At 32.8% G+C, this 24546-nt stretch carries 25 protein-coding genes; 6 read left to right on the top strand and 19 right to left on the bottom strand.

From position 1 onward, the window contains the following. Positions 1–104: 104 nt before the first annotated feature. The 3 genes from ABID42_RS11800 to ABID42_RS11790 form a co-directional block, all read right to left on the bottom strand. Positions 105–806, bottom strand: coding sequence for an NUDIX hydrolase (locus ABID42_RS11800; protein ID WP_367283818.1), 702 nt, complete (start codon positions 804–806; stop codon positions 105–107). Between the two features lie 1104 nt (positions 807–1910). Further along, on the bottom strand, positions 1911–2288 hold the full coding sequence (locus ABID42_RS11795; protein WP_367283817.1) for a TY-Chap domain-containing protein: 378 nt from the start codon (positions 2286–2288) through the stop codon (positions 1911–1913). 118 nt (positions 2289–2406) lie between these two features. Beyond that, positions 2407–2898, bottom strand: a complete 492-nt coding sequence (locus ABID42_RS11790; RefSeq protein WP_367283816.1) for a YMGG-like glycine zipper-containing protein — start codon at positions 2896–2898, stop codon at positions 2407–2409. Positions 2899–3068: 170 nt separating this feature from the next. On the opposite strand from ABID42_RS11790, the gene ABID42_RS11785 reads away from it, so the two are divergent. Beyond that, a complete protein-coding gene (locus ABID42_RS11785; protein WP_367283815.1) occupies positions 3069–4238 on the top strand; it encodes an acetyltransferase domain-containing protein in 1170 nt (389 codons plus the stop codon). A gap of 220 nt (positions 4239–4458) precedes the next feature. Here the strand turns inward: ABID42_RS11785 and ABID42_RS11780 are convergent, their stop codons facing one another. The 7 genes from ABID42_RS11780 to ABID42_RS11750 form a co-directional block, all read right to left on the bottom strand. Next, positions 4459–5277: an N-acetylmuramoyl-L-alanine amidase gene (locus tag ABID42_RS11780; RefSeq protein WP_367283814.1), complete on the bottom strand. Its 819-nt coding sequence runs from the start codon at positions 5275–5277 to the stop codon at positions 4459–4461. Positions 5278–5321: 44 nt separating this feature from the next. Then, positions 5322–6026 (bottom strand): hypothetical protein, encoded by a 705-nt coding sequence (locus tag ABID42_RS11775; RefSeq protein ID WP_367283813.1) that lies wholly within the window; start codon positions 6024–6026, stop codon positions 5322–5324. Between the two features lie 608 nt (positions 6027–6634). Further along, complete coding sequence (locus tag ABID42_RS11770; protein WP_323261207.1) at positions 6635–7432, bottom strand: hypothetical protein; 798 nt, start codon at positions 7430–7432, stop codon at positions 6635–6637. Positions 7433–7742: 310 nt separating this feature from the next. Next, positions 7743–8945, bottom strand: coding sequence for a hypothetical protein (locus ABID42_RS11765; RefSeq protein WP_367283812.1), 1203 nt, complete (start codon positions 8943–8945; stop codon positions 7743–7745). A gap of 7 nt (positions 8946–8952) precedes the next feature. Then, a complete protein-coding gene (locus ABID42_RS11760) occupies positions 8953–9228 on the bottom strand; it encodes a hypothetical protein (protein ID WP_367283811.1) in 276 nt (91 codons plus the stop codon). Positions 9229–9293: 65 nt separating this feature from the next. Further along, on the bottom strand, positions 9294–9923 hold the full coding sequence (locus ABID42_RS11755) for a hypothetical protein (protein ID WP_367283810.1): 630 nt from the start codon (positions 9921–9923) through the stop codon (positions 9294–9296). 258 nt (positions 9924–10181) lie between these two features. Then, positions 10182–10985, bottom strand: a complete 804-nt coding sequence (locus tag ABID42_RS11750; protein ID WP_367283809.1) for a Cof-type HAD-IIB family hydrolase — start codon at positions 10983–10985, stop codon at positions 10182–10184. 175 nt (positions 10986–11160) lie between these two features. Between ABID42_RS11750 and ABID42_RS11745 the strand changes: the two genes are divergently transcribed. The 3 genes from ABID42_RS11745 to ABID42_RS11735 all read left to right on the top strand — a co-directional run bounded on the left by ABID42_RS11745 (position 11161) and on the right by ABID42_RS11735 (position 13114). After that, positions 11161–11553, top strand: a complete 393-nt coding sequence (locus ABID42_RS11745) for a hypothetical protein (protein ID WP_367283808.1) — start codon at positions 11161–11163, stop codon at positions 11551–11553. Between the two features lie 168 nt (positions 11554–11721). Next, entirely contained in the window at positions 11722–11994 is a 273-nt protein-coding gene (locus ABID42_RS11740; RefSeq protein WP_367283807.1) for a hypothetical protein, read from the top strand. Positions 11995–12103: 109 nt separating this feature from the next. Next, complete coding sequence (locus ABID42_RS11735) at positions 12104–13114, top strand: glycosyltransferase family 2 protein (protein WP_367283806.1); 1011 nt, start codon at positions 12104–12106, stop codon at positions 13112–13114. 122 nt (positions 13115–13236) lie between these two features. On the opposite strand, the gene rfaD is transcribed toward ABID42_RS11735, so the two are convergent. Next, on the bottom strand, positions 13237–14202 hold the full coding sequence (gene rfaD / locus ABID42_RS11730) for an ADP-glyceromanno-heptose 6-epimerase (RefSeq protein ID WP_367283805.1): 966 nt from the start codon (positions 14200–14202) through the stop codon (positions 13237–13239). 352 nt (positions 14203–14554) lie between these two features. On the opposite strand from rfaD, the gene ABID42_RS11725 reads away from it, so the two are divergent. Further along, entirely contained in the window at positions 14555–14977 is a 423-nt protein-coding gene (locus tag ABID42_RS11725) for a 6-pyruvoyl trahydropterin synthase family protein (RefSeq protein WP_323261197.1), read from the top strand. A gap of 89 nt (positions 14978–15066) precedes the next feature. Next, positions 15067–16176, top strand: a complete 1110-nt coding sequence (gene lpxB / locus ABID42_RS11720; protein ID WP_367283804.1) for a lipid-A-disaccharide synthase — start codon at positions 15067–15069, stop codon at positions 16174–16176. A gap of 44 nt (positions 16177–16220) precedes the next feature. On the opposite strand, the gene ABID42_RS11715 is transcribed toward lpxB, so the two are convergent. The 8 genes from ABID42_RS11715 to ABID42_RS11680 all read right to left on the bottom strand — a co-directional run bounded on the left by ABID42_RS11715 (position 16221) and on the right by ABID42_RS11680 (position 24434). Beyond that, a complete protein-coding gene (locus ABID42_RS11715; protein WP_367283803.1) occupies positions 16221–16778 on the bottom strand; it encodes a 1-acyl-sn-glycerol-3-phosphate acyltransferase in 558 nt (185 codons plus the stop codon). An 84-nt stretch (positions 16779–16862) separates the two neighbouring features. Beyond that, positions 16863–18053 (bottom strand): site-2 protease family protein, encoded by a 1191-nt coding sequence (locus tag ABID42_RS11710; protein WP_367283802.1) that lies wholly within the window; start codon positions 18051–18053, stop codon positions 16863–16865. Continuing rightward, a complete protein-coding gene (locus tag ABID42_RS11705; protein WP_367283801.1) occupies positions 18043–18663 on the bottom strand; it encodes an HAD family hydrolase in 621 nt (206 codons plus the stop codon). The genes ABID42_RS11710 and ABID42_RS11705 overlap by 11 nt, the downstream gene beginning before the upstream one ends. Then, positions 18663–19613 (bottom strand): acetyl-CoA carboxylase carboxyltransferase subunit alpha, encoded by a 951-nt coding sequence (locus ABID42_RS11700; protein WP_367283800.1) that lies wholly within the window; start codon positions 19611–19613, stop codon positions 18663–18665. Before ABID42_RS11700 ends, ABID42_RS11705 begins: the two co-directional genes overlap by 1 nt. A gap of 166 nt (positions 19614–19779) precedes the next feature. Then, entirely contained in the window at positions 19780–21207 is a 1428-nt protein-coding gene (locus tag ABID42_RS11695) for an MBL fold metallo-hydrolase RNA specificity domain-containing protein (protein ID WP_367283799.1), read from the bottom strand. Positions 21208–21342: 135 nt separating this feature from the next. Continuing rightward, complete coding sequence (locus ABID42_RS11690) at positions 21343–22008, bottom strand: CAP domain-containing protein (protein ID WP_367283798.1); 666 nt, start codon at positions 22006–22008, stop codon at positions 21343–21345. Between the two features lie 48 nt (positions 22009–22056). Beyond that, positions 22057–23100 (bottom strand): DUF6807 domain-containing protein, encoded by a 1044-nt coding sequence (locus ABID42_RS11685; protein ID WP_435521474.1) that lies wholly within the window; start codon positions 23098–23100, stop codon positions 22057–22059. 68 nt (positions 23101–23168) lie between these two features. Next, a complete protein-coding gene (locus ABID42_RS11680) occupies positions 23169–24434 on the bottom strand; it encodes a hypothetical protein (protein WP_367283797.1) in 1266 nt (421 codons plus the stop codon). Positions 24435–24546 lie beyond the last annotated feature (112 nt).

The following is a 24546-nucleotide window of genomic DNA, read 5'->3' as shown; positions in this document are numbered from 1 at the left end:
TTTTTCGTGTCATCATGACACAATTAATTGTAATAAGATTGATTTTAGTTTTTTTGATAAAAAATAGAAAATAACCGAAATGTGAGATTAATTTTCATGGTATTTTACCATTTAAAGTCAGAAATAAAGTTGTGGAAATCGTTGAAATTATTTTTGTATTTTTCAGCGTCAAGTTGATAAAGCATTGCCTTTTTTGTTGCAGAGTTTTCATTTTTCTCACCAGTATCAATTAATAATCCTGTAGAAATAATTTTTCTGCTAAAATTTCTACGATCCAAGTGCATATCATAAATTGCTTCATATAATTTTTGCAGTTGTGGAATCGTGAATTTCTCTGGCAATAATTCAAAACCAAGTGGGTGTAGGGCAGCTTTATAGCGTAACTGAGAAAGTGCCATATTGACCATTTTATTGTGGTCAAAAATTAAATCAGGTTTATCTTTAAAATTAAACCAATATCCATTCATTGAACGTGATAACTCAGAATCATGGGCATGAATATTAATCAAAGCAAAAAAACAAACTGAAACAGTACGCTCTACGGGGTCACGAGTGATTTCCCCAAAGGCTTGTAGTTGCTCCATATACACATTTTCAAGACCTGTTAATTCATTCAATACTCTTTTAGCTCCTTCTTCTAAATCCTCAGTTTCATTTAAAAATCCTCCCATCAATGACCATTTCCCTTTTTCAGGCTCAAAGTTTCGTTTAATCAAGAGTAATTTCAATTCGTCACCATCAAAACCAAAAATAATGCAGTCGATGGCTAACAGAATCCGAGTATCATGTGTGTATTTTTGAAGCATAATTAAGAGTAAGAGTAATAAATTGTGTAAATGTAACACAATTTATTTAATACAACAAATTCTTTTAAAAAGAAAATTATCATACAAATGTAATAAATTGATTTCTAAAAAATTAGACTTGAATTTTAATTTGGGCTTTAATAAAAAAGACTCACATTCGAATAATTTTTATTCGAATGTGAGTCTTTAACTTAAAAGATTAATGATGAAAATTAAACTTTTAAAGTTTTAGAGTTTTGATCTACACTATTATCCTTTGTTTGAACAATAAAGAAGTTTGCGTTACAACTTGGACATTTGTAGTATTTCAGGTCAGAAAAGTAAGATAGAAATAATTTTATGTGGAAAGGTCTTTTTACCCTGTCACAGTGGAGGTTTCCACAGCTAGGGCATTTGTTGACATTTGTCTTTCTTAAAGAATAGAATAAAAGAAAGAATGCCTGCAAAGCTATTATTGCCAAAACCGACAATAACAGTGGATTGTTAAGTAAACTTGTCATAATTTTTTGTGTGTGTTAATGGGCGGTAGTCAAATCGAAATACTTGCTTACCTGTTTTAAAAATTAAATTTAAGTGGCAGTTATATTAAAGACAAAAGTTGTCATGTGTTACTCATATATTTCATCAACAATGAAATATTAAATAAAGTATGTTGTCGGAAATGAGTAAAAATCAACAGTTTATACTCAAACTTATATGATTAACAATAACTTCTTGTCCTTTGATTTTTTGCTAAGTTCTATATTTTTTTTTTAAATGCAATATTGAATCGTTTAATTTTTGACTTAAAAGCCCTAAAAAGTACAAGAATTTATTAGCTGGTACTTTTTTGCAATAAGCCGCTTTGTAAAGTGTTAATATATCTTGGATTTGTTTTATTTAAGAATAAAGGGTAGATTGAATATTCAAAGAAATGTTTTTTGGGGCTTGAATTTTAGTGCAAAACTAAGCTAATATTTTAACTCGGAGGTTAAGGAATTAATAAGATAATATAAGATAAAATACTTAGGATATTGCTTATGTTGGGCTGAGGCGATAGAAGAAATGCTTAGTTGGGTGATTTAATCCAAAATAATGGTAATTTGATTTTTCTAAGAAATCAAATTACTCCAAATGGAATTGAAAGGACTCTTTACTGAGTGTTTTTGAAGAATAAACAGCAGAAACAGTAGTCGCAATAAAGTTTGCAAGGGCTTCTATAGCTACATTGTTATTAGCAGGACGTTCTGTGAAAAAATTAACATTACTTTCGGTAGGAGTATTCCAACCAATTTGTTTCAACTTCGCCAATTGTTCATCAGTAAGCTTACTTTCTTTCGATAAATACTGATTAGAAACTGCTTCACAAAATACATCTTCAGCTCCTTTAGAGCTTGCTGCTTGTATATAATAGTCTTTTGTAATATCAATGACAAAATAATTACTATCACCACCTTCTTTGAGAATTTTATTGATAGCTGTTTTAATGAGTGCTGTGTTCATATTTTTAACTTTTTGCCAAAGTTAAGTCGAATCCAAGAATATTGGTATAATATAAAGCCCCAAAACTTTTTCATTGCTTGAAAAAGTTTTGGGGCTTTAAGCTGAATTTGAAAGTATGCTAGTTGCTCTTTTTATTTTGAGCATCAATAATTGCACCTGTTCCTGCACCAACGCCAGCACCGATAACACCACCAATTAATGCACCTTTCAATGGTTTGTTATTTCTTGAAATAATTGCACCCGATACTGCACCAACACCGCCACCAATCAAAGCACCTTTTACGGCTCCGCTCATTTTTTTCTTTTTGGCTACCGTAGGAGCAGAGGCTACTGTATTATTGCTAGTACTTGTACTTCCGCCTGCTGACACTTTGCTAGGAGTGCTTCTATTATTCGCAGTTGCATTAAGTGCATTCAAGGAATCAATACTTGCTTGTTTTTGCGCTTCTAGTTTCATTGAGTCAATCACCATTTGTTTAGCTTCTAAAGCTGCTTGGTTTTTCATTGAATCAATCGCCATTTGTTTGGCTTGCTCTACTTCTGTTTTAGAATTTTGGTTACAAGAAACCATGATGAAGAAAGCAGATAAGATAATTAGGGTATTTTTCATATTATATTTTTGTTTAAGAATAATCTGTAATAATTCCTCAAAAAATTATTCCATACTTTACTTGATTGCGTATTTTAATTTTTCTGGGAAAATGTGAGGAAATTATTCCACATTCAATTATATTTTTTTAATTAAAAATTTGATAAATTGAAGCCTAAACAAAATTTGCTATGGACAAAAGAATACATTCAATAGACTTTGTAAGAGGTTTGGTAATGATTATTATGGCGATAGACCATGTAAGAGATTTAATGCACGTCTCTTCATTATCCGATGACCCTACCAATTTAGCTACTACCACTCCTTTTTTGTTTTTTACTCGTTTCATTACACATTTTTGTGCGCCAACTTTTGTTTTTTTATCAGGTACTTCTGCGTACTTGTCTTTTAAAAAACAATTAGATATTAAGGCGAATCAAAAGTTCTTATTAAGTCGAGGATTATGGCTGATTCTTTTAGAATACACCATTATTAATTTTGGTATTTGGTTCAATATTCATTTTAGCATCATCATGTCGCAAGTGATAGGTGCAATCGGTTTTAGTTTTATATTACTTGCTGCTTTATTAAGACTAGCCCCTAAAAAAATTGGTATTATAGGCTTAATTATTGTCTTTGGACATGATTTAGTAACACAATTGCCTTTTGCTATCGAAAACCCTGTTTTAAGATTTATTGCTTCATACCTTTTTGCCTCTAATCTTTTTCAGGTTACGCCACATTTTACTTTCTTGATTTCTTATCCAATTATTCCTTGGTTAGGAATTATGTTGTTAGGCTATGCAAGTGGATTAATCTTTGAGCTTTCACCTGAAAAAAGAAAGAAATTATTATTTCAGATAGGGATTTCGATGCTAGTACTCTTTACCGCATTGAGATGGATAGATATTTATGGAGATGGAGCAAAATGGTCGGTTCAGAAAGATGCTGTATTTACGTTTTTGTCTTTTATAAATCTAAGTAAGTATCCACCTTCATTATTTTATACTTTGGTGACTTTGGGAGTGATGATGTTAGTTTTAGCAAGTGTAGATAGCTTGAAAAACAAGTTTGTCCAAATCATTACTGTCTATGGGAAAGTACCTTTGTTTTATTACTTAATTCATTGGTATTTAGTACACATTACAATGATTATTGTAATGTTTTTGCAGGGCTTTACTTGGAAAGAAATGGACTTTGGTCCATTTGCTTTTGGCAGACCTAAAGGAATTTCAGGCGTAGAATTACCCATGATTTACCTTATTTGGCTATTAATAGTTATCGTATTATTTCCACTTTGTAAATGGTACGGAGATTATAAAATGGCACACAAAGAAAATAAATGGCTACGCTATTTATAACAATAGAGGCTGTCTAAAAAAAGAAGCGATACCAAATCTTTTTTGGCTCTCAACCTCACCCCCAACCCCCTCTTCTGTTAAGAGGGGGCTTTTTAGTTTTAAATCTCCCCTCTCAACAGGAGAGGGGTCGGGGGTGAGGTCTTTTGTATAGAATACTATAAAAACAAAATAGCCTCAAAAACCAAGATTTTTGAGGCAATTCTATTATGTGATAATCCAATTACTTCACTAGATACTTAGAGCTAATCCAACCTTCTATATCGTTTAGCCCATGCACGGTGTCTAATACTTCTACAAAGCTCCAATTACCTTCACGCTTTAGTACAGTTACTTTGGTATTGGCTGGTAACATCTTAGTCACGGTCTCAAATTGTGTACCTGCACCTTTTCTGATATTTACTTCGGTACTGGTTTTGTAGAGGTCTAAAGTTTCGTCTTTTCTACCCATTGCTTTTGACTTGAAGCTACCCATCGGAAAAGCAGGTCCAGGGTCACTTTTGCGGAAAGGGGCAATGTCTTCATGTCCTATTACATCTTTCAAAGCATAAGTCTTCACTAACAAAGTAGCCACATCTATTGCTATGGCTAATTGTTTTTCTGAATATTCATGCCAAGCTGCTTCTGAATTTTCGTTTTTATGTTTAGCAATAATCACATCATCATCTGGTACAGTCGTTTTATCTACAGGACATACCCATTTGCTACCTTGCTTGGCTAATCTTCCACCATTTACTAACTCAATTCCAATCGAATAACTATTTAATCCGTTCAAACCATTCCACTGACTAACACCTGCATGCCACGTAACAATATTAAATGGGGCAAACTGTGTGATGGTGCCATCTCTGTCAATCACCAAATGTGCCGAAGCTTTTGCTTCTGGCTTCAGAAACCATGCAATAGACCCCGCCGCTTTTGTGGCAGCAGTATAGTGCATTACTAAGTAAGTGGGCGTGTATTTGCTACCCTTGTTGGGTGTAGCACGGTAGCTCACTTGTTTGCCATCATCGGCAAAAAGTAAATGATTTAAAATTTTCATTAGCGTTTTAGTTTTGAGTAATGATGGAAAGCTTATGGCTATTTTTAAGGTTTAGCCATTTCTGGATTTACTTTCTTCCCTTTTTTAGGGGCTTCTAGTAAATTAAAATTAAATAAGGAGGTACATTTTTCTACATCTGCCGGAAACATCAGTGCTATGCTATGAATTGTTTTTAATAGCTCTAATTCAAGTATTTTCCTATTGCTTGAACGTTCTACACGACTTTCACCTACTGTTCCCTTTTGTAATAATTGTGCATTACGGGTATCATGAAACTGACTATTAAATGCTTTTAATTCATTCCTGATTTCGTCACCAATTTGATTAGCATACAAATCTGCGGCATTACTTACTTGGATTAATAAGGCTGGTAATTTTGTTTGTGTTGCCGTAGAATACTCACTAATACCCTGCGGATAAAATGCTTGATAGGCAGCAGTATTTGTACCACCTACGGCTCTGGCAATTACACCATGATTTAAACTCATATAGGTCTTGAAGTTTTTAATGACTTCATTCAAACCTAATGTTTTACCCTTCTGCAAAGCTAGGGCTGTTTTAATGACACCAACTTCATCACCAAGTGCATTTGCGGCAGGACTCAAAGCATTAATAAAGTCATTAAATTGATTGTTGACATTAGCTGCTTGCAGTTTAGCAATAACATCAATTGTAAATTCATAGAGACGAGGAGAAGTAATCTTTCTGTCTCCAAAAAAGTTTTCGAAAATTTTTAAAGGTTGTAGCATTGGCAAATAAAATTTAAAGTGTTATTGATTTATTTAATTATTGTTTATTACTATAGAATTGTCTTTAAACTTTTTTGTAGTCTATTTTTTAAGGCGACTATATATAATTTTTTATTTTAGATCTATGTCTGAAATCGTACATATATGAAATTCAATTTTTAGGTCTATGTCTGAAATCGTACATATATGAAATTCAATTTTTAGGTCTATGTCTGAAATCGTGCATATATGAAATTCAATTTTTAGGTATGTGTCTGAAATCGTACATACATGAAATTCAATTTTTAGGTATGTGTCTGAAATCGTACATACATGAAATTCAATTTTTAGGTCTATGTCTGAAATCGTACATACATGAAATTCAAATTTTAGGTATGTGTCTGAAATCGTGCATATATAAAATTCAAATTTTAGGTCTATGTCTGAAATTGTACATATATGAAATTTAATTTTTAGGTATGTGTCTGAAATCGTACATATATGAAATTCAATTTTTAGGTCTATGTCTGAATTTGTACATATATAAAATTTGAATTTTAGACATATCCCATTACTTGTAAATACAGATGATGAGTTTTTGAATTAATAACTCATTTGTTTCTAAGTACTTAGTCGTGAATTACCCCTTGGAAGCTAACTTCTAATTCAATATTATTATTAGCATCTCCTATAATCTGAGATGGAAGTACCAACTTCCCATTGGCGATTTGCCAATCAAAAACAATTTTATCAAGGTCATTGCTAAAAAATCGCCATTCGTAAACACCATTATTATTCCTAATCTCTAGCCAATAGGTTTGTTGAGCAATATAATCAGTAGAATTGGCAGCAATTAGCTTCCCAATTTTTTGAACTAAGGGATACAATTCCTCCGCAACCCTTACCCACGGAGCGTTACCGATAGAAGTATAGGACATCGTATTAGTAATAGCTTTAATCATCTTGTTTTCATCAGAGAAGAAGCCTAATACATCTTGTAAAGCCTTATCACTATCCTCAGAAGCATCCTCCCAAGTTTTGATTAGATGTTTTAGCAAATCATTAGAATACAAAGCCCTTACTTTCTTAGTACTTTTTGCATTATCAGACTCCCAAAAATGAAAGTCAATCTGAAATTGCATTGGAGCATCGTCAGTAGCCATTTTGGGTAAAGAAAAAGAAATAGTAGGGTCAAAAAGGTTTTGTCGGGAATCACCTTTTCTGAATCTAACACCATTCTCATATCCTCCAGTAGTACTAAAACCACTACGAGTCATATAAACAGGAGGTTCATTAGAAGGCACTAAACTCTGAGTAGCATGTATCTGCCAAGTTTGAAATACTTCAATATCTCTATCGAAAGGATTAAAACTATTATCGCTAATTTTTAAGGCTTTGATACCTCTTAACTGAAATTGAAAGTACATTTTAGGAGAAAGTTAAATGGTTTATCAGATAGCGTATTGCTTAATATCAGGAAAATCAAGTAAAGAAAAAATGTAGTACTATTATGCTTGATTATCAGTATATTAAAGCTGAGTAAATCTAAATATTTATCTAATTCAGGTCAAATAAAAGACAAAATATCTACACCAATTTTTATTAAACGGTAAATGGAGGGAATTGTGGAGGGGGATTTTGTAAAGAAAATAGGGGAGGAGGGAAAAAAACTACCCCAATAAACGGTATTGATTTTACGGTTTATTGGGGTAGTGTGATTAAAAGGTTTGATAATGATTATTGATTAAATCTTAGCATATCCCATTTAATCTTTAGGAAACCAAAGAAATTTCCATTTTTGGGGTCATACTTAATTTCTACAGGGAAATATACATTTTGTGCAAGCCTAATACTAATTGTTGAAGCTAACATAAATGTTTTTTCTTCTTCATTACTATATCTTCCTCTAGGAATGTAATTATATTCTACATTTAATAGGACTTCAAGTGCTGAAGATTTTATGTCAGATTTAGTCAATGCTAAAACTTTGTTTACACCAAATTTTCCAGTTAATACTGTTCGATTAATTGACTTTTCGAGATTGGTAGTATCTTGGAGATTTTTAAAAAATACACCTCCATATAAATCCCAAGGATAATCTTCTCTTTCCTGTTCGATACCTCCCAAACCTTTAATGAACTCCGTTTGTAATGTTATTTCAGACCATTTTTTATTTGCATAGTTAGAATTCAATGCTATTGTCCAAATAGAAGCGTTATTCATTTTGTTAATAGTCGAATCATAGCTTTTTGTAGCAGTTGCAACGTTAGCTTCAAATGCCTGAATAGAAGATTTATAAACTTTAGTTAAAAGTAAAGGGTCTAGCAAACTAAAATCTTGTTTTTCCGTGAATTTGATTAAACTATTTTTAAGCCTATTTTTAACTGTAGTATCTATAGACGGATCATTTGCAAGAGATTGGTAATCGTAGTTTATTTGAATTAATGTGGGTAATAGATTCTTAACAAGCTTGCTAAATTTTTCAGTCTTTGCATAAAACCTATATGTCTCAGGGTCTCTATTATTAATAATGGCATATTTTAAATTTAAATTTAGCCCTTTTACTTTTTGTTGGTTTTGGCTGTCAAAAGTTATACCACCACCAATTTCAAAATTTCTATTAAATACATTTTCTAAATATGCCGTTTTAGCTTTATCAGTATGGCTAAATAATGTTTTCCAACCGTGAAGAGAACCCTTGAACTCTAATTTGTTATCACTTGAGTTTACCAATTTGTTGTCAAAAGCAAATTGTAATTTTTCAGATAGTATTTCAGTTAAAATGGATTTATTTGCTTTATTTTTTGTTGCATTTTTTTCTAAGTTATATAAGTCTTCTTTGAAGTCGCTCTGTTGAGCAAAGCTATTATTTCTAATAGTTGATAACACAGCTATTAAAATTATAATGAATGTCCATCCTCGTAAAATATAAGTCTTCATGATATTATTAAGAATTAACAGTAAATGGTAAAATGCCATAAAAAACAGTTTGTGTAAATTTCGCAGTCGCTAATGTTTCGTCTTGTTTTTTTATTGTAATTGATACGAAACCATCACTTGGTTCTGAGCCTGCAATAACAATGGCTCTTTCACCTTCCTTAATCTCAATCTCTTTTTTGAATATACCACTCCCTTTGAAATGAAATGTGTTTTTTGAATCAAAATCAATAAAAACACTTCCAGTACCTCCTTGAATCTCTACTATTAATTGAATATTTTCCATAGTTTCTTATTTGTTTACCGCCTACTCTAAATCCCTTTTCGGCTTTACGGGTATGGTTTAAATGTTTATTGTATAGGGGGAGTTGTACCTTTAATCGTTTTTGCAACATAAGGAACTACTCCAATTCCTAATCCTGCAATTATTTTCCAAATACCATCCAAATCAATTAAGGCAGTATGTCCTGATATTTGTGCATAATTATAAATAGTCACAACGCTTATTGCAACCACTATTGCTGTAATACCTGTTAAGAATGCTATCACTCTACTTGAACTTCTTGCATAATTGGGAGTTTCGGTGATTGTGGTTGTTGGTTTCAGTGAATCAGTAGGGTCTTGTTTTGTTTCAGAAGATATAGATTTACTTACACTTTCATCCGCAGAGAGTGCATCTGAAAGTTTGAAGTTTTCCTTTTTTAACCAAGACATAAAGTAGAAAAACAATAAAAGGAATAAAATTGCTGGAAGCATAATTATAAGCCACTCCTCAATGGTAATTTCAGTTGGGCTTTCAATTTTTTTTGCAATATCTTTTACCTTATTGCCAATTAATGAAAGTTCTTTTTGAAGCTTTAATACAGAATTAACTAAGCCCGTATCAGGTTTTGCTCGAGAAAAATCAGACTGAGTACTATCCCCAAAACTGGAGAAGCTTAATAAAAAAATAATGGGACAAAGAATTAATATTTTTTTCATGTATGTAAATAGTTTACCGCCTACTCTAAACCCCTTTTCGGCTTTACGGGTTGATTTTCAGTGATTTAATTGTGGAGGTAAACTTAGTGTTTTGAAGAATATTCTGATAAAAACTGAGGGAAAATCTAATCTTTTTTTTATTATTCGGTCAATGGCCTTCTTCGAAGTGATATTTTTAAATTTATATAACCAAAAAGAGCTTACAGGTTTTGCGTTTCACAAAACCTGTAAGCTCTTTTTGAAGAGGAATATTAATATCTAATTCAAAATATAACGTTCAATAACCTCAGCTACTCCGTCATTATTATTAGAGGCTACAATTACATCAGCTTTATGGCGAATTTCTGGTGTTACATTGTCCACCCAAACACCTAAGCCAGCGTATTCTATCATGGTTAAGTCATTGTTGGCGTTTCCTACAGCAATAATTTCAGCAGGATGAATGTTGAGTCTTTCGGCTAATCTCGCTAAACTTGCGGCTTTATCAATGCCTTTTTGCATTACTTCCAAGAAAAAAGGCTTAGAGGTTGTAATACTTTTATGGTCGATATGCGCTTTTAGTTTATCACTCACTGTTGCCAGATAGTCTGGTTCTTCTAACATGATACACTTAATGGAAGGCTTATTAATGGCCTCTTTAAAGCTTTCAACCTTGCGCAAAGGCATACCAGTCAAATAGGCTTCAAGGTCAATATATTTTGATTCCGATTCAGTAATGATAGCACCGTCGAGATAGGCTAAAATATGTACATTGTGCGCTACACTAAAATCGTATAATTCATGGAGATGTTCAGTACTTATACTTTGTTCAAAGAGTACTTCTTCGTTGGTCATATCTACAATCTCACCACCGTTGTAGGCAACAATATAAGAACCAAAGGTATGCAGGGATAAATCTTTGGCATAATGCGTCATGGCAGGAGTAGGTCTTCCAGAAGCAAGTACTACATAAACGCCCTTTTCTTGGGCTTTCAAAATCATCTCTTTGTTCTTCTCAGAAATCTGATGGTCGTCGTTAAGAAGGGTGTCGTCCATATCCAACACCAGCATTTTATATTTCATTCGTAAGGATTTTTTCTGCAAATTACGATTGAAGTATTGAAGACTAGCCATAATCTCAAAAAGATTATATACTTTCCTGATATTGATAGATTATCAATCAGTTATTGTTTATATTTCATGAAAAGAAAAATATCATAAAAAAGGAAAAACCTTATCAACCATTTCATCCAATATTATGAAAAATCCTATTTATCTATTACTCATTAGTGCATTATTAGTAAGTTCTTGTGGGAATAATGCCGAAGTAAAAACACTAAGACAAGAAAACGAAGCACTAATTGCTGAGTTAAAAGCCTTGAAGGCAAATGGCGTGGCAAATGCACCCAAGTATATTTTGAAGATACGTTTAAAGCAATCACATTTTTCATTAAGTATCAAGAAGCATATTAAAGACGCTGTGAATGCTGTAGAATTTGAGTTGCCTGTAGATAAAGAATTTTTTGATTCTGTCTCAGAAGGCACAGAGCTAGTTGATAAATTCAGGTTTGGCTCTTTTGTTTTGTATGGCAGTTTTGGAGATTGGGAGATGACGGTGAAAGAAAAAGAGGTGAGGGAAGGGAAGCCTTGAGGTTATAAAATAGAAATAGAGTAGTATTCTTTTATTACTTATACAATGTTGAGATTTCTGGGAATTATAATTTTCTTTTTTACAATACAATCTTCAGTAGGACAGGCCATTGTTTGTCCTACTGAGATTCCATATTATATCATACAAAGGAAAAGTCCTTACATAACATTGCCTGATAGTTTAGGCGGTAAAGATGTAAAAGGTTTTGCAGGGTTTAAAATAACATTGCATTCAGGCAAGCTAAAACAAATAACATTGTTAAAACTTAAGCTTTCAGGAAAAGTGAATATTTCATATCCAGAGGGAAATGATTTAAAGGATAATATCATCAATAAATATGAAGTATTTTTAAAACATTGTGTGCATGATATTAAAATAGTAAAAACAGATAAAAGGAAAGCGCCTAAAATCTACAATATAATGTTTTTAAGTAGATTTTAAATCTATCATTGCAATTTAGAGCTAGCTATTTTTTCAAGTACTTTATCTTTGTTAAAGGTTCATTTCTCTAAAAAAGCTTGTAATTTGCCAACAAATTTAAAATCCCTTGATGCGCAAATATTCTATTATCATTCCTGTTTATAATCGTCCCGACGAAGTGGAGGAATTACTTCAATGTCTTGTAAAGCAGACTTACTCTTTTTTTGAGGTAGTAATTATTGAAGATGGTTCTGTCAACAAATGCGAGGAGGTAGTAAATACTTTTAAAGATAGCTTAGACATTCATTATTATTATCAACAAAACACAGGACAAGGCTTTGCCCGAAATACAGGTTTTAGTAAAGCTACGGGCGAGTACTTCATCATTTTAGATTCTGATGCTTTGATAGAAAATGATTATTTGGCAATTGTTGAGCAACAACTAAATACTGAATTTTTAGACCTCTACGGTGGCCCAGACCGTGACCATCCTAATTTTACGCCCATCCAAAAAGCCATTAGCTACTCTATGACTTCGGTATTTACTACAGGAGGAATCAGAGGAAGTAAAAATAATTTAGGAGGGACATTCCATCCAAGAAGTTTTAATATGGGACTTTCCAGAGCAGTCTATGAAAAAACTAAAGGTTTTATCATTACCAGAATGGGAGAGGACATAGAGTTTAGTATCAGGGCTATTTCTTTAGGTTTTAAATCGGGCTTAATTCCAGAAGCCTTTATTTATCATAAACGTAGAACCAGTTTTGTACAGTTTTATCGTCAGTTGAGATTTTTTGGTAAAGCAAGAATTAACATTAGCCGTTATTTTCCGAAAGAGTTAAAGCTTGTACATACTTTTCCAATGATTTTTACGCTAGGGTGCTTTTCGATTCCGATTTGGTACTTCATTTTTACGCCATTCTTTTACTTAGGAATTGTGATATTAGGTATTTATGTTTTACTGAATTTCCTAGATTCAACGATAAAAAATAAAAGTATTGAAGTTGGCTTGCTGAGTATTGTGGCAGTATTTGTGCAATTAATTGGTTACGGTATCGGTTTTATCACAGAAGGCTGGAAGAAATTATTTGAAGAAAAAGATTTTAAACAGACGGGAGAAAAGATAGAATACCCTTCTTAAAGTGGTGAATTGTGAATGATGAATGTTGAGTTTCGAATATAAATATAAAGACCAGATTGAAATTTCAATCTGGTCTTTATATTTATATTCGCTCATTGCTCAAAACTCAAAGCTGATAGCTACTAATAATATTTCTCAGCGACTAAATAGTTTTGTACATAGTCGTTCACGCCTTCTTCTAATGTTGTAAAGTTTTTATCATATCCTATTGATTGTAATTTAGACATATTTGCTTCTGTAAAGTATTGGTATTTATCTCTGATATCTTCAGGAGTATCGATAAATGAAATGTTTTCAGGAACATCCAATGCTTTGAAAGTATTTTTTACCAAATCTAAGAAAGTACGAGCTTTACCAGAACCAAGATTATAAATACCAGAATTACGGCGATGGTGCATTAAGTAAATACATACTTCTACTACATCTTTCACGTAAATAAAATCACGCATTTGCTCACCGTCTTTGAAGTCATCATTGTGCGAGCGGAAAAGCTTCATCTCGCCAGTATTTTTGATTTGGTTAACAGTATGCCAAATCACTGATGCCATTCTACCTTTATGAAATTCGTTTGGTCCATACACATTGAAGAATTTTAAGCCAGCCCAAAAGAAAGGTTGCTCTTCTTGTTTCAATGCCCAAATGTCAAAATCATTTTTAGATTCGCCATAAGGATTCAAAGGCTTTAATTGTGGAATTAAAGACTCGTTATCATCATAGCCAAATTCACCCAACCCATAAGTAGCAGCCGACGAGGCATACACTAATGGAATTTGGTAATCGTGACACTTCTTCCAGATTTTCTTTGAGTAATTCAAATTCAATTTATTGAAAATATCAATATTGAATTCAGTAGTATCTGTTCTCGCACCGATGTGAAAACAAAACTCAACTTCCTGATAATTTGCATCTAGCCACTCAAAAAAGTGTTCTCTATCAACTCTTTCCTGAATTTTTTTACCATCAAGATTTTTATTTTTCTGTTCGTCAGAAAAATCATCAACGGCGATGATATAATTGAAATTATCTTGATTCAAACGCTGAATCAAGCAACTTCCAATAAATCCTGCGGCACCCGTAACAATAATCATAGAGTAGCAATTATTAAAATTGTATTTATACGTGTTAGGTAATTTTAAAAAACTATCAAAATTAAAATTAAGTTTCCATTTAAACTATACACTGATTTTGGAAAAAATATAATCTTTCCAAGATTTGTGTGAGTTTTTTACTTTTATAATTAAGTTCTTTACTGATTTTGTTCAAAATCGCTAAGTAAAAATGCTTATTGATGAAGATTGAATTTATTCATGAAAAGCGCATATTCTTTGATTTAATTTTTTTGAGAATAAATTCATCGTAATTTTGCACCCTATTCATATTTATAGGTACTTATTGCTATTGTTTTCCCAATAATACCTTCACTTGTAAACACTGAAAACAATGGTTTATGTAAGTCGTAAAGAGCATTTTAATGCTGCGCACAGATTGTATAATTTGAGTTGGTCTGAGGAGAAAAATCGTGAAGTATTTGGACCATGTGCTAATGTTAATTGGCATGGGCATAATTTTGAATTAATTGTTACAGTAAAAGGTAAACCAGACCCAGACACTGGTTTTGTGATTGACTTAAAAGTATTAGGCGATATTATCAAACAAGAAGTCATTGAAAAAGTAGATCATAAAAACCTGAATCTTGACGTAGATTTTATGCAAGGTAAAATGGCAAGTTGTGAAATTTTTGTGATGGAAATCTGGAAAATATTAGCACCAAAAGTATTAGAAGCTTCGGCTACAGCTAAATTGCATAGTCTTCAATTATACGAAACACAAAAGAATTTTGTAGAGTACTTCGGTGAAGAGTAATGATACTATTGATTTTGGATTTCGGAAATACGAAATTCGATGTATTTTGGGAAAAGTTCCGAAGTCCAAAATCCGAAATCCAAAATCAAATGAAATATTATATCATTGCTGGTGAACGTTCGGGAGATTTACACGGCTCGAATTTGATTAAAGGTATTCGAAAGCACGATGAATCTGCAGAAATCCGTGCTTGGGGTGGCGATATGATGCAACATGCTGGTGCAGAAATCGTAAAACATTATAGAGACCTTGCCTTTATGGGCTTCTTCGAGGTCGTAAAAAATCTTCCAACCATTTTAGGATTTCTTTCTTTTTGCAAAAAAGATATTTTGCAATTTCAACCCGATGTTGTGATTCTGATTGATTATGCAGGATTTAACATGCGAGTTGCCAAATTTGCGAAGCTCAAAGGCATCAAAACATTCTATTATATTTCTCCAAAAGTGTGGGCTTGGAATCAATCGAGAGCCTTGAATTTGAAAAAGTATGTCGATAAATTATTCGTCATCTTTCCTTTCGAAAAAGATTTTTTTAAAAAGTATGATTATGAAGTAGATTATGTAGGCAATCCATTATTTGATGCCATTGCAGATTTTACGCCAGCCAAAGATTTTAGAAAAGAAGCAAGATTAGGACAAAAACCAATCATTGCCATCTTGCCGGGAAGTAGGAAACAAGAAATTGAAGGAATGTTGGCGATGATGCTGACACAAGTATATCAATTTCCTGAATATCAGTTTGTAATTGCGGCAGTATCTAATTTGCCCAAGGAATTATACGCCCGTTGGCAATCGATTTTCCCAGTGAAAATTGTGGTGGATGATGCTTATAATTTGCTATCTGTAGCTGATGCCGCTTTGGTTACTTCTGGCACAGCAACATTAGAAACGGCATTGTTTAATGTGCCACAAGTAGTTTGTTATCGAGGAGGATGGGCGGCTTATCAAGTTTACAAAAGAGTGATTAGAGTACCTTTTGTTTCTTTAGTGAATTTAATTGCTGAGAGAAAGGTTGTTACTGAATTACTCCAATATGATTTGACGAAAGAAAATCTTCAAACAGAATTGACAAAAATCACAATTGATAAAGAAAGTAGAGAAGAACAATTGAAAGGCTACGAAGAAATCAGAAATCTACTTGGCACAAAAGGCGCATCCGAAAAAGCTGGCGCTTTGATGGTGAATTATCTGAAACAGTAATCTTCAAACAAAAAAGGCTTCATTTCGATGAAGCCTTTTTTGTTTTAGTATTTTAAGTAATTGCTCACCCAAGTTTTTTTGTAGCCACCTATTTTATCGAAAAATAGCGCAATTTGTTTTAAATCAGCATGAGAATCAGTGCTTGTATAAAAAGGTTCACTGATTACAATTCCTTTAATAGAGTAATCAAAACCAATCATTACAATTGGGATTTCTGAGTTTTTTGCAATAAAGTAAAAGCCCATTTTTAATTTATCGACATCTTTTCTTGTTCCTTCTGGTGCAATTACTAAATGTAATTCCTCTTTAGAATTGTATAAAGTAGTCACAGCTTTTACTACTTGATTATTACTTGAACGATCGACAGGATAACCACCAAGCCAACGGAACATCCAACCAAACGGACCTTCAAATAATTCTTTTTTGCCAAGAAAGCTCATTTTTACACCAATCGCAGCACGAGCACCAATTCCTACTGGAAAATCAACTGATTGCGCATGTGGAGCAACAATCAAAATACTTTTTTTAATATGTTTGGGAAACTCACCAACTAATTTCCAGCCAGCTAGTTTGAAAAGAAATTTGAATAAAAAATTAAACATTTTAATATGAATTGAAAATTAATATTTGCGTTCAATAACGATTGGCTATGTTTTGAAATTAATGCTTTCAAAACCAATAGTCAATTATTTAGCAGAAAAATCAATTTGCATAAATGGATAAGGGGTAAAGCAAAGGATAAAAATAATCAATGAAAGCCAACCTAATAATTGTCTTTTGAAATCTAAAGGTTCATCAATTTCAACTTCTGGATGGTAAATGCCCAAAAATCTACCAAGTAAAAATAAAAATGGCAAAAAGCCTGAAAAACCTTGTATGCTTGCAACAGATGGTATGTAAGTTAACAATAATTGACCAACAACTACGCTTAAACTTAATACCCAAGAAGTAAGTTGATTATCGGAAATTCTTGAAAAACAAATTCTTAGGAAAAGTACATAAGCCAATAACCAAGTAAAAAAATCTGACTCAGATTGATAATAACCTGTTGCTCCGATGTTTTTAATGTCTTCAATCGTGAACATTCCATAACCAGCAAAAAAGGCAAAAGCTACAAAAATGATTGGAGAAACAATATTGAAATTCTTTTTACCAATTAATCCATACAAAATATGCCCGCCGTCTAATTGTCCGATTGGGAACAAATTCAATGCCGTAAAAAATAATGACAAATATCCAGCCCAAATCAAAGGATAGTGCATGATTTCAAAATTAGGAGGCAAAAGATTGGGGTCAGCAACGTAATTTTTGAAGAATTTGAAAAGTAAATTATCACCCAAAACCATTTGTCCATTCATAAACTTCGGAATTCTCATTACCTCACTCGGATAATTTTTTCCAAATTGTTGATAATCTGGATGAATTGAAAAAATATGTTCAAATGGGGGCAAATGTGTGAAACCATAGTATAGAACAACTAAAGCCACCACAAAACCAGCTAATGGGCCAGCAATACCAATATCAAAATATTGTTTTCTTGAACGAGTTTTTCCTGTAATGCGAATAACAGCACCTAAAGTACCAATATTTATGGCAGAAAAAACGCTTAGAAACATTGGAATGTAGTAAGGTAACGAGGTTTTAATCTTGTAATACCTTGCGGTGAAGTAATGACCAAATTCATGACAAGTAAGAATGCCTAAGAAGGGTAGAGAGAAATTTAATCCTTGCCAGAAATCGTCAGGAAAATGAAGGAGGTAGGGTTCTGGTACAAAGAAAAAAGCCTTGGCAGTCATTGCTTCTGCGCCTGCCAAGGTTGTTGTGATTAAAGTAACGATGAAAAGAACCGCTTGAATAATCTCTTTTTTATACTTCATTTGAAAATAAATCTAAAATCGTAAATTCTTGGGGAACAATTTGCTTGGTTTGAATACCTAAAGTAGCTGCTCCTTCTAAATTTGCTAACAGGTCATCCAAGAATAAGGTTTCAGAAGCAACAAGGTTTGCTTGTTTGAGAACCTCTTCATAAATATCCACTTCAGGTTTTAGTTTTCCCATTTCATAAGATAGAAAAACATAATCAAAAATTTCACTGAAGTGTTTTACGCCTGCACAACGTTCTAAAATTCTTTCAACTTCCAAAAAATGGATATGACTAGTATTTGAAAGGATATAGATTTTATATTTTGTTGCTAATTTTTTGATGAGTTCAATTCTCGCAGGGTCTATGTCCATCAATAAACCACAAAAAGCAGTATCAATTTGTTCATCACTTGCACTGATTTTGAGTTCTTCACGAATCTCCGCTCTGAATTCAGCATCAGTCAATTGCCCTTTTTCGTATCTCGACCAGATTTGTTTTTCTTTCAAAATTCTTTCACTTTCTCGCCAATTTACATTTTCAGAGATTTCAGTAAAAGCTTTGAATGTTCTTTCAAAGTCAATGTCAATGATTACGTTTCCTAAATCGAAGATGATATTTTTCACTAATTGTATGCACCCATGCCACCGAATTTGTCAACTCTTTGATTGATTCTTTCAGTTGGACTAAGTTTTTGAAGTTCAGAAATAGTATTTAGAATTACTTTTTTAACGGTTTGTGTGGCAGTTGCATAATCAAGATGTGCGCCACCAAGTGGTTCAGGAATAATTCCATCAACCAAACCATTGTTCAACATATCCGTTGCTGTTAGTTTCAATGCTTCTGCTGCTTGTTCTTTGAAATCCCAAGAACGCCATAAAATTGAAGAACAAGATTCTGGAGAAATTACAGAATACCAAGTGTTTTCTAGCATCAATACTCTGTCGCCAATGGCAATACCTAATGCACCACCCGAAGCTCCTTCACCAATAATGATACAAATTACGGGTACTTTCAACATGAACATATCACGGATATTTCTTGCGATTGCTTCACCTTGACCACGTTCTTCGGCTTCTAAGCCTGGAAATGCACCTGGAGTATCAATTAAAGTAACGATAGGTTTTCCAAATTTTTCCGCCATTTTCATTAAGCGAAGTGCTTTACGATAACCTTCAGGATTTGGCATTCCGAAATTGCGTAATTGGCGTTGTTTGGTATTTCTACCTTTTTGCTGACCGATAATCATGACCGTTTCGCCATCAATTTTACCAAAACCACCAACCATTGCTTTATCGTCTGCAACGTTTCTATCGCCATAAATTTCGATAAATTCATCACAGATATTTTCGATATAATCTAAAGTGTAAGGGCGTTCTGGATGACGAGAAAGCTGTACTCTTTGCCAGCGGGTTAGATTTGTAAAAGTTTCTTTTTTTAATTGTTCGATGTTTGCTTCCAATTGCGAAGCCGCAACAGTAACATCAACATTATTATCAATTGCCAATTTTTTCATTTCAGCTAGTTTCGACTCTAGCTCGGCAATGGGTTTTTCAAAATCTAATAAAGTACGCATATTTAGTTTTTTACGGTTATGAAATTATCCGTTGACTATTTTTAGGAAAGGTAAATTTCAGTGATTTTAACTGAAGTTTAAAAAATATTCTCGCAAAATTAGACAAATATCAACCTAAAAGAAAAGACTGACCAAATTTTTGAGATTTGAGCAGTCTTTTCTTTTACTATAAAATATATTCTTGTCCCATTTCTGGAATTTCGATATCAGAATATCCTTCGTCTTCAAGCAAAGCTTTGAAAGTATTCATACTTTCTTCTTCGCCATGAATTAAAAATACTTTTTTAAGCTTTTTAGGCGATTGTTTTTTGACAAAATTAAGTAAATCTGTTTGGTCTCCATGACCCGAAAAAATATCTATTTTCTCAACATTTGCTAGTACTGGATATTCTACATCCTTGATTTTTAGGGATTTCTGTCCGTTCATTAAACGCCAACCTAAAGTTCCTTCAGAAGAATAACCTACCAATAAAATAGTACAATATACATTGTTGATATTGGCTGCAATATGCTGTTCAACTCTACCACCAGAAATCATTCCTGAAGCCGAAATAATAATACAAGGCTCGGCATAATTCGAAATGGCTTTACTAGATTTTTCACTTTGAATGTATTGTAAATTTTCAAAATCAAATAAAGAATCATTTTCTTCTTGAAAATCTCTGGCTTCTTTGTTGAGTTGCTTGATATTTTTCTGATAAACTTTAGTCGAAGCATAAGCTAAAGGGCTATCACTGAATACTTTAATAGGAGTAAAGCCTTTTTCAGAATACAATCTGTTTAAAGTATAAAGTAACGCTTGCGTCCTACCAATTGAAAAAGCTGGGATAATTAATCTTCCCGGAATATCAATACAAGTACGTTGAATAATTTCCGCTAAAGCATCTTCAGGTGTTTTTTTATCTTCGTGCAATCTGCCACCATAAGTAGTTTCACAGAGTAAATAATCTACTTCTGGAATTTCAGTAGAAGGGTCAATATGAAGTGGATAATCTTTTCTACCAATGTCTCCAGAAAAACAGATACTTTTCATTTCACCATTTTCTTGCACTTCAACGATAATGTGTGCTGCACCAAGTAAATGTCCAGCAGGAATAAAGGTCACCCAAGCATTATCTGCAACTCTGAAACGTCTATGAAATTGAAGTGTGACAAAATTTGTCATGGCATCTTCAACATCTTTTTGTAAATATAAATCGCCCTTGATGAGCAATCTATCCATCTTTTTTTTCTTCTTCTTGCTATCTCCTTCGGCTTGTTTTACTTTTTTTAAGTTTAAGTTAGCCGCATCGTATAATAAAAGACTAGTTAAATCGGCGGTTGCTGAAGTACAAAGTACTTGTCCTTCATAACCTTCACGATATAACATGGGTATATTTCCAGAATGATCTATATGTGCGTGTGTAAGTAGAACTAAATTTACTTGAGAGGCCTCAAAAGGGAAAAATGCTTTATTGGTAACAGGTTGTGTATAATCAACTTCTCGCCCCATATTTCTTCCACAATCAATTAGAATCTTAAACTCATCATCTAATTCAAGTAAATACATACTACCCGTCACCTGCCTCGTAGCTCCCCAAAAAGTTAATTTCATTATATGTATTTTATGTTTTAAATCCTTGTTGGTAATTAGTGCAATCCTACAAAGATATTAAAAAGAGCTTCAAAAGTCATGGATGTATTTTCTCAAAATTGAAAATATAACCGAAAGTATTTGTCAATCTGTGATTTATCCTCCAAAATTTTGTGTGATTCTACTAAAAGGACTGTTTTCAGTTTTGTATGGATTTTTACTAAGACGAATGGCGCATCCCATTACTTTATAATTTTTGTTTAAAAGATTGGCACGATGTCCGGGCGAACTCATCCATTCGTTTACAATATTGGTTGCCAGTTCTTTATAGGTTTGCATTGGGATTACTTTTTCTGTGTCGCAATCAATATATTGAAAATCTCCACCTTTTCTTTTGGGTTCAATAATACAAAAAGTATCGTACTTCGACTGGATAATGTCAAATTCCGCAATATTTTCAGCCATTTGAGAAAACTCGTTGGTTTGGCTCAATACTCTTTTCGATAAATTTCTATTGTTTTTACTGTAAGGATTCTCGTGGCTATAGAAATTCTTGGAAATCATGGCTTCTGAATGTTCACTAGCGATACGGTGTAATATCGGAGAATATGAAAAGAGCGGGAGACGATATTTCTTTCTTTGCAAATTACTAGCCTGAAATAGAGCAGCATCTAATAATTCATAATTCGGATTTCGAGCATCAATGACTTGATTGGCAATTGCAGATTTCAGAAAAGCGTCGGCATTGCTTTCATAAAAAGAAGAATCTGATTGGAAAAAGATACTTTCAAAACAGATTGCGATTAAAAAAAGATACTTCATACCTATTAAATGTTTTATTATTTAAACGTATGAAGTATCTATGATAGTCTATTTTGCAAAATCAGCCGCTAATTTATTTAACGTTTCATCAGAAGCTTTTCCAGAAGTAATCACGGTGCGATAACGGAAAGTAACCGATTGTTTTGGCGCTAAAGTAAAATTTAATTCTTTTTTATCTTTGCTGAAAACTTTTTCACCCAAAGGATTGGCGGCAAAAAGACCATAACCACGAGCATGCCAAAAAGTGGGATAATTTACATTTTTTGGATGGTCGATAATAGCGATAGAAATATCTTCATCTTTGATTTTTCCAGCTAAGTTTGTCCACTTTCCACGAGTACTCCAAACATTTTCACCTTCGATGCCTTCGCTACTTCTGTAATTACCAGTAATGCCCGTATTGTCTAATTTATCAACTTTGGTTTCAATACCACTTGCATCAACAAAAACATCAGGTTTATCTGATGGATGTTCTAATTCACGAGCTACTCTGATGGCAAAGAAGCCATCTTTTACGTCTTTGAAAACAACTTCTTTATCTTGAGCCGTTAAAGTCGTAATTCTATCAATAATACGTTGGTCGCCTTTCGAATGGAAAACGTAAGTCGTTTTTTCTTTCAATAATAAATTGCCTTTTCCGTCATTATCAATCCAATCTGCCGTAACAGCTAAACTAGCTTTGCCATTTCCACCTTTACTTTCTACGATGCCAGTATGTTTAATTGTTCCATACTTAGAACGGTCTTTGATTGCTGTAGAGTTATTCCAAAAATCGAATCCATTTACTGATTCATAATTAAGCCACATTCCAACATGATGCGGGTGGTCAACTCTTTCACCAGCACGAGTAGCAAAAGGATATCCACGTGTAATGGTCGTTCCTTTCGATGTGAGAATAGGAAATAATACTGGTTTTTTTAGAATAGCATCACTTGGATAGAAATAAGAAGTAAAAGGTTTGTTATCTACCAATACATCTACTTTGTTTTCAGCTTCTTTAACAACAAGTTTGATTTGGTCTTTTTTCTGTTGAGCCATTCCGAATTGATAGCCAAATAAAAGTGAACAAAGCAATAAAACGTTTTTTTTCATGTGTATTTTGTTTGAGAGTTATTTCATTTAATTGTTTTATGCTATTCAAAGCAAAAAATGCTTTTTTTTTACTTGAAAGAGTCAAAACTTCCCTCTTTTCTAATGACCAAATTCAGCCAATATAATACTCCAATGAAAATAATAATTTCAAAAGCGTATTCTAAGGTGAAACGTATTTCAGCAAAATCTTTAAATTGAAGGAAAGGTTTGCCCGTTCTGAACCATAAAGAAGGTTGAAAAGCAGCGACAAATTGTATGAAAAAAGTAATGATTAAGAATTTTTTATCTTTAAAAAAATTAAAGCCGAAAAGTAAAGGCATTGCATAGATGAAAATATAATTGGCATAAGAACCAATTTGAATAATCATCATCAAACCAAAAATTACTATCCAGATTTTTGGTACAAATTGCTGAATATTTAAATTCTTACTTAAATACGTTTGCCATAAAGCAAAAGAAAGAATAACGAAAAGCCCAAGCCAATTAAGAAGTTTGATATTATTAGTAAGATTTAATGACCAAATAAAAGGATTAGCGATCGACCAGAAATTAGGCGCCATCGGTTCTTGAGCAAGGCGAATAGGCATCAAGAAAGAAGTACCACCATAGTAAAATAAAAAGATAAGTACTGGCAAACCAACGATGCAATTACCAATGATAAAATTTATTTTATTATTGACCTTCAGAAATACTAAAGGAATAAATAAAACAAAAAAGGCTTTGGTGGTTAATAATCCTAAACCTGTGATAATGCCTAATATCAAATCAGATTTTTTTCTTTGCCAACAATAAATCATCAAACAAGCGAAGCCCCACATCCAAATATCTTCTTGTCCACCAATAATACAAAAAATAAAAGGAGCTGGTAATAGTAAATAAATTAATGTTTTAAATAAATCAGAAGCTTGGTTTTTAGAAGAGAAAGTATGCAGAGTAAGCCATAAAGTCAATAATTCTACTAAAACCATTGTTAAAGTTACGGCTTCGGCAGTATCCCAAATATATAATAACAAAGCAGTAATATATGGAAAGAAAGGCGAGTACAAGGATTCAAAATCTCTGTAAACTAATTTGAATTTACTGGCTTCTTGTGCTGATTTCCAGAAAATATAAACATCAGATTGTGCCTTTAGATGAAGTACAATATAAATGATAACAAATGGAATTATCCTAAACAAGACTGATATTAGCAGGAAAGATTTTAATTTTCCCAGATTACTAAAAAGTTGTTCTAGGGTTGTTCTGAATCTGAACGATAAGAAAGCAAGAAAGCAAAGTCCTGAGGCGATTAGTACTTTAAGGTAAACAATTCCATAAGTAGAGATGTCCATCATATTTTAAATATTATTATTTATACCGATAGGGTTTCTTTTTAGGCTTTTGATTTATTTGAGGGAAATCAAAGATAATGGGTAAGGAAAGATTTTAAATAAATTACTTGTTTAA

This window comes from Arcicella rosea, from assembly GCF_040543805.1.
Lineage (GTDB): Bacteria > Bacteroidota > Bacteroidia > Cytophagales > Spirosomataceae > Arcicella > Arcicella rosea.
Note: the sequence above shows the minus strand (reverse complement) of the source record. Positions and strands in the feature narration are given on the sequence as shown.

What these genes read in the sequence shown, in the direction of transcription:
- ABID42_RS11710 (WP_367283802.1), bottom strand. Translation starts at nt 18,053, where the DNA reads ATGAAGTATAAAAAAGAGATTATTCAAGCGGTTCTTTTCATCGTTACT.
- ABID42_RS11690 (WP_367283798.1), bottom strand. Translation starts at nt 22,008, where the DNA reads ATGAAGTATCTTTTTTTAATCGCAATCTGTTTTGAAAGTATCTTTTTC.
- ABID42_RS11750 (WP_367283809.1), bottom strand. Translation starts at nt 10,985, where the DNA reads ATGAAATATAAAATGCTGGTGTTGGATATGGACGACACCCTTCTTAAC.
- ABID42_RS11685 (WP_435521474.1), bottom strand. Translation starts at nt 23,100, where the DNA reads ATGAAAAAAAACGTTTTATTGCTTTGTTCACTTTTATTTGGCTATCAA.
- ABID42_RS11765 (WP_367283812.1), bottom strand. Translation starts at nt 8,945, where the DNA reads ATGAAGACTTATATTTTACGAGGATGGACATTCATTATAATTTTAATA.
- ABID42_RS11775 (WP_367283813.1), bottom strand. Translation starts at nt 6,026, where the DNA reads ATGCTACAACCTTTAAAAATTTTCGAAAACTTTTTTGGAGACAGAAAG.
- ABID42_RS11785 (WP_367283815.1), top strand. Translation starts at nt 3,069, where the DNA reads ATGGACAAAAGAATACATTCAATAGACTTTGTAAGAGGTTTGGTAATG.
- ABID42_RS11770 (WP_323261207.1), bottom strand. Translation starts at nt 7,432, where the DNA reads ATGTACTTTCAATTTCAGTTAAGAGGTATCAAAGCCTTAAAAATTAGC.
- rfaD (WP_367283805.1), bottom strand. Translation starts at nt 14,202, where the DNA reads ATGATTATTGTTACGGGTGCCGCAGGATTTATTGGAAGTTGCTTGATT.
- lpxB (WP_367283804.1), top strand. Translation starts at nt 15,067, where the DNA reads ATGAAATATTATATCATTGCTGGTGAACGTTCGGGAGATTTACACGGC.
- ABID42_RS11790 (WP_367283816.1), bottom strand. Translation starts at nt 2,898, where the DNA reads ATGAAAAATACCCTAATTATCTTATCTGCTTTCTTCATCATGGTTTCT.
- ABID42_RS11735 (WP_367283806.1), top strand. Translation starts at nt 12,104, where the DNA reads ATGCGCAAATATTCTATTATCATTCCTGTTTATAATCGTCCCGACGAA.
- ABID42_RS11745 (WP_367283808.1), top strand. Translation starts at nt 11,161, where the DNA reads ATGAAAAATCCTATTTATCTATTACTCATTAGTGCATTATTAGTAAGT.
- ABID42_RS11695 (WP_367283799.1), bottom strand. Translation starts at nt 21,207, where the DNA reads ATGAAATTAACTTTTTGGGGAGCTACGAGGCAGGTGACGGGTAGTATG.
- ABID42_RS11725 (WP_323261197.1), top strand. Translation starts at nt 14,555, where the DNA reads ATGGTTTATGTAAGTCGTAAAGAGCATTTTAATGCTGCGCACAGATTG.
- ABID42_RS11680 (WP_367283797.1), bottom strand. Translation starts at nt 24,434, where the DNA reads ATGATGGACATCTCTACTTATGGAATTGTTTACCTTAAAGTACTAATC.
- ABID42_RS11795 (WP_367283817.1), bottom strand. Translation starts at nt 2,288, where the DNA reads ATGAACACAGCACTCATTAAAACAGCTATCAATAAAATTCTCAAAGAA.
- ABID42_RS11780 (WP_367283814.1), bottom strand. Translation starts at nt 5,277, where the DNA reads ATGAAAATTTTAAATCATTTACTTTTTGCCGATGATGGCAAACAAGTG.
- ABID42_RS11700 (WP_367283800.1), bottom strand. Translation starts at nt 19,613, where the DNA reads ATGCGTACTTTATTAGATTTTGAAAAACCCATTGCCGAGCTAGAGTCG.
- ABID42_RS11760 (WP_367283811.1), bottom strand. Translation starts at nt 9,228, where the DNA reads ATGGAAAATATTCAATTAATAGTAGAGATTCAAGGAGGTACTGGAAGT.
- ABID42_RS11755 (WP_367283810.1), bottom strand. Translation starts at nt 9,923, where the DNA reads ATGAAAAAAATATTAATTCTTTGTCCCATTATTTTTTTATTAAGCTTC.
- ABID42_RS11800 (WP_367283818.1), bottom strand. Translation starts at nt 806, where the DNA reads ATGCTTCAAAAATACACACATGATACTCGGATTCTGTTAGCCATCGAC.
- ABID42_RS11715 (WP_367283803.1), bottom strand. Translation starts at nt 16,778, where the DNA reads ATGTTTAATTTTTTATTCAAATTTCTTTTCAAACTAGCTGGCTGGAAA.